This window comes from Commensalibacter sp. A3DC (assembly GCF_047307945.1).
Lineage (GTDB): Bacteria > Pseudomonadota > Alphaproteobacteria > Acetobacterales > Acetobacteraceae > Commensalibacter > Commensalibacter melissae.
Window position 1 is genome coordinate 1 of sequence record NZ_JAXOQA010000069.1, and the last position, 7,768, is coordinate 7,768.

The 7,768-nt window shown below is 37.5% G+C and carries 9 protein-coding genes; 7 read left to right on the forward strand and 2 right to left on the reverse strand.

Annotation, left to right across the window (positions count from 1 at the left end; all coding sequences use genetic code 11):
* Positions 1-94 precede the first annotated feature (94 nt).
* The 4 genes from U0839_RS07665 (at position 95) to U0839_RS07680 (ending at position 3,383) form a co-directional block, all read left to right on the forward strand.
* Positions 95-541, forward strand: coding sequence for a MucR family transcriptional regulator (locus tag U0839_RS07665; RefSeq protein ID WP_155565820.1), 447 nt, complete (start codon positions 95-97; stop codon positions 539-541).
* A 121-nt stretch (positions 542-662) separates the two neighbouring features.
* Entirely contained in the window at positions 663-1,595 is a 933-nt protein-coding gene (gene sppA, locus U0839_RS07670) for a signal peptide peptidase SppA (protein WP_370533606.1), read from the forward strand.
* Positions 1,596-1,634: 39 nt separating this feature from the next.
* The gene (locus U0839_RS07675) at positions 1,635-1,916 is read left to right on the forward strand and encodes an integration host factor subunit beta (protein ID WP_155565819.1); all 282 of its coding nucleotides are present in this window, start codon (positions 1,635-1,637) and stop codon (positions 1,914-1,916) included.
* Positions 1,917-1,946: 30 nt separating this feature from the next.
* Entirely contained in the window at positions 1,947-3,383 is a 1,437-nt protein-coding gene (locus U0839_RS07680) for a mannose-1-phosphate guanylyltransferase/mannose-6-phosphate isomerase (protein ID WP_155565818.1), read from the forward strand.
* 53 nt (positions 3,384-3,436) lie between these two features.
* Here the strand turns inward: U0839_RS07680 and trxB are convergent, their stop codons facing one another.
* Positions 3,437-4,399 (reverse strand): thioredoxin-disulfide reductase, encoded by a 963-nt coding sequence (gene trxB / locus U0839_RS07685; protein ID WP_413550408.1) that lies wholly within the window; start codon positions 4,397-4,399, stop codon positions 3,437-3,439.
* A 126-nt stretch (positions 4,400-4,525) separates the two neighbouring features.
* Between trxB and U0839_RS07690 the strand changes: the two genes are divergently transcribed.
* The 3 genes from U0839_RS07690 (at position 4,526) to U0839_RS07700 (ending at position 7,462) form a co-directional block, all read left to right on the forward strand.
* Positions 4,526-5,020, forward strand: a complete 495-nt coding sequence (locus U0839_RS07690) for an Lrp/AsnC family transcriptional regulator (RefSeq protein ID WP_110438445.1) — start codon at positions 4,526-4,528, stop codon at positions 5,018-5,020.
* A gap of 35 nt (positions 5,021-5,055) precedes the next feature.
* Positions 5,056-5,799: a polyprenol monophosphomannose synthase gene (locus tag U0839_RS07695; RefSeq protein WP_110438444.1), complete on the forward strand. Its 744-nt coding sequence runs from the start codon at positions 5,056-5,058 to the stop codon at positions 5,797-5,799.
* A gap of 172 nt (positions 5,800-5,971) precedes the next feature.
* Positions 5,972-7,462: an ArnT family glycosyltransferase gene (locus U0839_RS07700; protein WP_413550410.1), complete on the forward strand. Its 1,491-nt coding sequence runs from the start codon at positions 5,972-5,974 to the stop codon at positions 7,460-7,462.
* A 12-nt stretch (positions 7,463-7,474) separates the two neighbouring features.
* On the opposite strand, the gene U0839_RS07705 is transcribed toward U0839_RS07700, so the two are convergent.
* The coding region (locus tag U0839_RS07705; protein WP_413550411.1) for a hypothetical protein at positions 7,475-7,768 on the reverse strand (294 nt) is incomplete at its 5' end.

Below are 7,768 nucleotides of genomic sequence, written 5' to 3' on the forward strand. Positions count from 1 at the left end.
TGCTAAGTATTATTCGATATTAAATTATTTTAACATGAAGTATTTGATATACTTTATTTATTTTAGAATTTAAAAAATTATTTGGTGAATAAAAATGGAATTAGAAGACAAGAAAATATCATTATTACAATTGACGTCCAAGATTGTGTCATCACATATATCCAATAATTCAGTGGAGGCCGAACAATTGCCTGAACTTATTCGTCAGGTATATCAAACGCTTTCCTCAATTGAAAAAAATGGTCATGAGGCAGAAAAATTACAGCCTGTTGTTCCTGTAAAACGGTCTGTATTTCCGGATTACATCATTTGTCTCGAAGATGGTAAAAAATTGAAAATGTTGAAACGGCATATTCAGAGTGCCTATGGTTTAACTCCTGAACAATACCGTGAACGTTGGAATTTGCCTCCTGATTATCCAATGGTTGCCCCCAACTATGCTGAACGTCGTTCCAGTCTGGCTCGAGAAATCGGTCTTGGTCGTAAAAATACCATCAGTGATATTCGCAGTGTAAGGAGAGGGAGAAGAGAGGCCTCTTAAGACAAAATAGAACCCTATTAAGTAATCTTTATATAATGTTTTGACTGTTTGCTTCGTGATCGTTATAAATTTTAGATTGATAGATTTGATGCTTTTATTAAAAAGTGGAGAATGAATTTACGTGGATAGTGATTTATTAATGGAACGGCAAAAGATGAAACGCAAATTGGTTTTATGGCGTTTATTTGCTGTCTGTCTGTTTGTTTTATCGATAATGGCAGGTTCTGCCAAATTAATAACGAAGAGGCTTGGTAATCATGACGCGCATTTGGTGAAATTGAAAATTGAGGGTGTTATTGGAAATGATGTTTCCAAACAGGTAACCCTGATCAATACTGCTTTAAAGGATAAATCTGTCAAGGGAATGATCCTTTATGTAAACAGTCCTGGTGGGGCGGTTACCGGTGGGGAACAGTTACATGATGCGCTGGTAAAATTCTCAAAAACCAAACCTGTTGTTGTTTCAATGGGAGGTGTGGCAGCTTCAGCAGGCTATATGATTTCAGTACCTGCAAAACGTATTTTTGCATTTAATTCTACCTTAACCGGATCAATTGGCGTCATTATGGAATCTCCTGATTTTTCTGGGTTGTTAGACAAGGTCGGTATTTCATTTGATCAGCTTGTTTCAGGTCCTTTAAAGGGTCAGCCGTCAATGGTCAAACCCTTGTCTCCAGCTGGTCAAAAAATGCTGCAGGGATTGATTGGCAATTTTTATGATCAGTTTACGAATATGGTTGCTGAAGGGCGACATATGGATATCGCCCGTGTCAAGGAATTGGGGGATGGGAGACCTTATAGTGGTCAGCAAGCCGTTAGATTGGGATTGGTCGATCAGATCGGTAATGAAGAGGATGCGAAACAATGGATGATCAAAACATATCATCTTCCAACAGACATTGAAGTTGTTACATTAAAAAAAGATAAAAGTGAAAACTGGTTTGGGCTTGGCGGCAAATCAATCATGAATTTTTCGTTAAAAACAATTGCCAATCAAATTTTTTATAAGGAAAATGAAAATTTTGGTGGTATTTTAGCGATTTGGCACCCATAAAAGAATCATTATAAGCTATAATAACATTTGAGTGAGTTAATGACTAAATCTGAACTAATATTAGAAATTGCATCCGAACATCCTAATTTAATGTTGAAATATATTGAGGAAATTGTTTCAATAGTTTTTGATGAAATAGAGACAACGCTGGCGAGGGGTGATCGGGTTGAGCTTCGTGGTTTTGGTGCCTTTTTTGTAAAAAATCGTAAAGCCCGTACGGGAAGAAATCCTCGGACAGGGGAAACTGTAACTGTGGAGGAAAAATATGTTCCCTTTTTTAAAACGGGGAAGGAATTAAGGGAAAGGATAAATCAGCAATAAATTTTTAAAACATTATAAAGGGAAACAGCAATGCAGGATACATCCATAATGAAAATTGTTCCTGTTATTTTGTCAGGTGGCACGGGTAGTCGGTTATGGCCCCTGTCTCGTGCCAGTTTCCCTAAACAGTTATGGCCCCTTATTACTGAAAAATCCATGTTTCAAGACACGGTTTTACGCGGTAAAGGGGATATTTTTTTAGAGCCAATCGTTATTTGCAATCAGGATCATCGTTTCTTGATTGCAGAGCAATTGAGAGAAATTGGCGTTGAAAATGCCCGTATTGTTTTGGAACCAGTTGGACGAAATTCAGCACCAGCTATAGCAACTGCAAGTTTGTTGGCGAATGAACTGGATGCTCAGACAATTTTATGGGTAATGGCGGCAGATGCATATATTCAAGATGTTCCAAAACTGGTGAAATTGGTAGAAGAGGCAGTTGCTTTTGCACAAAACGGGAAAATTGTAACTTTCGGCATTCAACCTACACGTTTAGAAACAGGATATGGATATATTGAGAAAGGTTCAGTTATTGATAAGATCAAGAATATTTATGCCGTAAAGGCTTTTACTGAAAAACCTGATATTCGACAGGCTCAGCTAATGGTTGAGTCGGGAGGATATTTATGGAATTCGGGCATGTTCATGTTTTCTGCACAAACGATGTTGCAGGAAATGAAACGTTATACCCCAACATTATTATCCTTGGTTAAAAAGGCTGTTGACAATAGACAGTCAGATTTATATTTCGAGCGTATATTATATGATGATTTCATAAAGGTTCCTGATCTTTCAATTGATTATGCCATTGCCGAAAAAACAAAAGCCATGGTCGTAGTATCTGCCGATCTTGTCTGGTCAGACATCGGAAGCTGGAATGGATTATGGAATGTAAGCCAGAAGGATCGGTCAGGGAATGTGGTTATAGGAAATGTATTCTTAGAAAATACGCATAATAGCTATATTCGTTCTGAAGAAATGGTAGCGGCTGTTAATGATATAGATAATGTTGTTGTGATTGTGACAAAAGATGCCGTTTTGGTTTCTGATCGAAACAAATCGCAAAATGTTAAGAAAATTGTTCAAAAATTGAATGCTGTAAAACAACAGGAAGCTGTTCGGCATAACCAATGTTATCGACCCTGGGGGCATTATGAAACGTTGGCACATGGAGAACGGTTTCTTGTCAAACAGCTTATTGTAAAAACTGGAGCGCAGCTTTCTCTGCAAAAACATCATCATCGTTCAGAACATTGGGTTATTGTTTCCGGTATTGCTGAGGTAACCCGTGGAGATGAAGTTATATTTCTGCATGAAAACGAAAGTGTTTACATTCCTCTGGGAATGGTGCACCGATTGAAAAATGCGGGTGACATACCTCTAATTGTCATTGAAGTACAATCTGGTTCTTATCTTGATGAAAGTGATATTGTAAGACTGGATGATCAGTATCATCGTATTGTATGAATACGATACGACTATTCAGAAAATCCAGATATTTGACCTCTATTTTTCGATATTTATCCTTCTGAGGCGGAAAGGAAACGTTCGGCTTCAAGTGCAGCCATGCATCCTGAACCCGCTGCGGTGATCGCTTGACGGTAGATTTTGTCTTGAACATCTCCAGCGGCAAATATGCCAGGAACAGATGTTTTTGTCGTTCCCGGTGTTGTTTGTATATAGCCTTCCTCATCAAGATCAATTTGATTTTTGAAAAGTTTTGTATTTGGTGTGTGACCGATTGCTATAAAAACACCATCAACAGGTAATTGGCTTATTTCTTTTGTAAGTGTATTTTTTAATGTAAGTCCTGTAACAGAAGGAGGATTACTTTCCGCCAAAATATCCTCTACAACGCTATTCCAGATAATCGTAACTTTTGGATTTTTCATGAGGCGTGTTTGTTGGATTTTTTCCGCCCGTAAACTGTTGCGACGATGAATGAGGAAAACATGAGCTGCATGATGGGTTAAATAAAGAGCTTCTTCAACAGCGGTATTTCCTCCACCAATTACCGCAACCTGTTTACCACGATAAAAAAATCCATCACAGGTTGCACAGGCGGAAACACCAAATCCCTGCAGTTTTTCTTCAGCCTCGAGACCTAGCCAACGGGCTTGGGCACCTGTAGCAATGATGACGGTTTTTGCTTTGTAGGTATTTCCCATATCGGTTTGCAATATGAAATAATTATTTTCTTTTTGTTTCTGTTGAAGGGAGCACCTTGTTACGCTGTCATTGATAATCTTGGCGCCAACATTTATGGCTTGTTGAGCCATCTGTTCCATCAACCTGGGGCCTTGTATGGGATCAGCAAAACCAGGGAAATTCTCGATTTCATTAGTAATGGTCAACTGACCACCGGGCTGTAATCCAGTTAGGAGAGTTGGGCTTAGATTTGCTCTGGCTCCATAGATTGCCGCTGTGTATCCTGCCGGGCCTGCCCCAATAATTAATAAATCCGTAAGAAATGTCTCACCCATATTATTCGTCCTATTATTACAAAGATTTTTTATATATAAGTCATCTATAGTATAATAAGAAACTATTGTTTAAAGAATAAATTGTTAAATTATACAAAGTGAAAGTTTTGGTAGGATAATCGATTTATGAATCAGGCAGCGGATCTTGATAAAATTGACTGGCTCATTTTAGATGAGCTTCAAAAAGATGGGCGAATAACAAATATTGAATTGGCACAAAGAGTTGGCATTTCTGCTCCCCCCTGCTTAAGGCGGGTAAGACGTCTGGAAACGATGGGGGTTATTCAAAGTTATCATGCGGATATAGATATGAAATCTGTAGGATGGTGCCTATCAGTATTTGTGCTGGTTGGTCTTGATAGCCAGAAAGAGGCCATATTAAAAGAATTTGAAAAGGAAATGGCGGATATTCCCGAGGTAAGGGAATGTCATATGGTCCGTGGTGGCGTTGATTTCTTAATTCGTTTTATTGCGCGAAATACCGAAGATGAAAATAGAATAACGCATGAATTGATAACGCATCCTCACATTGCTAGGGTTCAGACATTACAAGTTATTCATACCAGCTTTAATCGACATGGCGTTCCATTGGAATACGATCATCCAGATATATCCAAATAAATGCTTGATGATCAAATGTAAACTTTTATTGAAAAATGAAATATTTATCCGCTTCAGAAAAAGCGATAGGCGCGGAAGTTAGTATTATTGTTCCGTGTTATAATGAAAAAAATAATGTCCTTCCTCTTTTTAGAGCTTTAGAAACGGCTTTGGTAGGGTGGCGATGGGAGGCTATTTATGTCGATGATAATTCTCCGGATGGTACAATTGAAGAGATTAGAAAACTTGCCAGACAAGATATAAGGGCACGTGGAATACTTAGAGTTAACAAAAGAGGCTTGTCGTCTGCAGTGATTGATGGTGTCTTATCCTCTTCTGCTGATTATATAGCGGTAATTGATGGAGATATGCAGCATGATGAGACACGACTGCCAGATATGCTTGAGGCTGTAATTCATAGAAATTTTGATTTTGCAGTTGGCAGCCGTCATGTATCGGGTGGCAGTAATCAGGGATTGGCAAATTACTGGAGGAGATTTTTATCGGATCGTGGCATTGCATTATCACAAAAAATTTTACCTGTTCCATTAAAGGATCCAATGAGCGGTTTTTTTGTATTGAAAAGAAAGCTGTTTTTAAATCTTATGCCGACATTAACAGGAACCGGTTTTAAAATATTACTTGATTTGATATTATCCTGTCCTTCTACAATACGTGTTATCGAAATTCCCTTTCAGTTTCGAAAACGTTTTTCAGGACAAAGTAAACTTGGTTTAAAAATAATGATGCAATTTATTGTAATGCTGCTTCAAAAAAAATTAAAAAGATATCCTAGATAATTCAAATTTAATGATGACAATCTGATAAATCCATTTTGCTGCTTTGAGGAATTTATCAAAAAAACTGACGAAAATTAAAATATTTATATACTGGGCCATCCAATCATTCTTGATAACGAATTATAATTTAAAATATGTAAAACAGATGATTTCATGAATTTTGGTTATTGATATGTGTTCTGTAAAAGCTGATTTTGAATGGGTAAAAAAGTTAACGGTAAAACCTTGTTTATTATGGTTTTGGTTTGGTTTATCTATCGTGACACTCATTCGTTTATGGGTTGCTGCCGCCAGCCCGCTTTCGCCAGATGAAGCATATTATTGGTTATGGTCAAATCATTTAGATTACAGTTTTTATGATCATCCACCAATGGTGGCGTTGTGGATAAAATTGGGATGCTGGATTGGTAATAAAACCGCTCTGGGTGTCCGTTTTCTTGCCCCTTTTGCCGGTTTGATAGGAAGTGTTTTTATATATTTTAGTGTTATGGATTTTTGTCATACCAGTCATGATAAAGAAAAAAATGCGATTACTGCGGTTTTGATATTAAATACAACCCTCGCTATTAGCGTCGGTAGTGTAACAATAACTCCCGATACTCCATTAATTTTCTTTATTTGTATTTTTATATGGGGATGTGGACGTTTACTTGCCACTCAAAAATTGGGATGGTGGCTGGTTATTGGTATAGCTGCAGGATGCGCATTGCTCAGCAAGTATACTGCGTTGTTAATGATTGCGGGATTAGGAGTTTGGTGCATTCTGACAGTTTTGGGTCGATCTTCTTTAAAATCCTGGAAATTATGGGGAGGGCTGTTTTTAACGATACTTATTTTCCTACCCGTGATTATTTGGAATTCAAGACATCAATGGATCAGTTTTTTAAAACAGGGTGGAAGAACAGCGGATTGGCATCCCAGTCGTGCGGTTCAGTTTTTGTCTGAATTAATGATCGGCCAGATCGGATTGGCCACTCCCATCTTTTTTGTTTGTTTTTGTTGGGCCATGATTAAACTGACAAAAATTGTTTGGCAGAGTAAAGCGGAGAATGATTTTTTATTGTGGTTATGGGTTATTATTCCAGTTTGTGTATTTGTTCAGCATGCCTTTGGGGATCGTGTACAGGCCAACTGGGTGGGAATATTATATCCAGTCCTGTCTGTCATAACGGCAATTTATTTTCATCGTTTTATCAAGTCAGCCTGTATCCTCGGGAATATAATGGTTGGTTTGATTTACATTCAATCGGTTTTTGCATATTTTCCAATTCCGGCCAAATATGATCTCATGTTAAAACGATTGGGGGGGTGGGCTGAATTAGCTAAAGTGGTTTCATGTCAAATTCCTGATTCAGTTCCAATCATTGTTGATGAATATGGCATAGCTGCAGAATTGGCATTTTATGAGGTGCATCATCCAATTATTCTGGTTGATAGACGCTGGAAATATTTTGCTTTAGCTGATTACCATGGGAAAAATGGCTATTTAATTCGTACACAGCGTCGCAAAGATATGCCACCTTCTGTTTATTTTTTAAATTCAGAAAAAAAGGGGATTGTCGTAAGAAAAATCAAACAGAGAATTGCGGAAACCTATAATATCTATAAAGTAGAGTTAAATTATTCAAATGCTAACCAGCATGAAATCGTTTATCTGCCCTAATGAAAATTTCAATTAGGAAGCGAGTTCTATCAATTCATCTGATAAAGGATTGGAAACGGTTTCTTCCACTTTTTTAATTAAATTCTTTATCCTGAATGGTTTTTCAATACGTGGAAATGGTAAATCATTAATACGCTGGTTGATTTGAAAATTTCCACTCATCAAAAGTACCCTGCATTTTTTTTGCAACATTTTAAGAATCAGCGGATATGGATCTCCGTCAGGTAAATAAACATCGACAATCATGAGGGTAAATGAAATTTCTTTGATTAGTTCAGCAGCTTCAGCAAGAGAATATGCCAGTTG

Excerpts from the sequence above, each read along its gene's own strand:
- U0839_RS07665 (WP_155565820.1), top strand. The coding sequence starts at position 95 with ATGGAATTAGAAGACAAGAAAATATCATTATTACAATTGACGTCCAAG.
- U0839_RS07675 (WP_155565819.1), top strand. The coding sequence starts at position 1,635 with ATGACTAAATCTGAACTAATATTAGAAATTGCATCCGAACATCCTAAT.
- U0839_RS07680 (WP_155565818.1), top strand. The coding sequence starts at position 1,947 with ATGCAGGATACATCCATAATGAAAATTGTTCCTGTTATTTTGTCAGGT.
- trxB (WP_413550408.1), bottom strand. The coding sequence starts at position 4,399 with ATGGGTGAGACATTTCTTACGGATTTATTAATTATTGGGGCAGGCCCG.
- U0839_RS07690 (WP_110438445.1), top strand. The coding sequence starts at position 4,526 with ATGAATCAGGCAGCGGATCTTGATAAAATTGACTGGCTCATTTTAGAT.
- U0839_RS07695 (WP_110438444.1), top strand. The coding sequence starts at position 5,056 with ATGAAATATTTATCCGCTTCAGAAAAAGCGATAGGCGCGGAAGTTAGT.
- U0839_RS07700 (WP_413550410.1), top strand. The coding sequence starts at position 5,972 with ATGTGTTCTGTAAAAGCTGATTTTGAATGGGTAAAAAAGTTAACGGTA.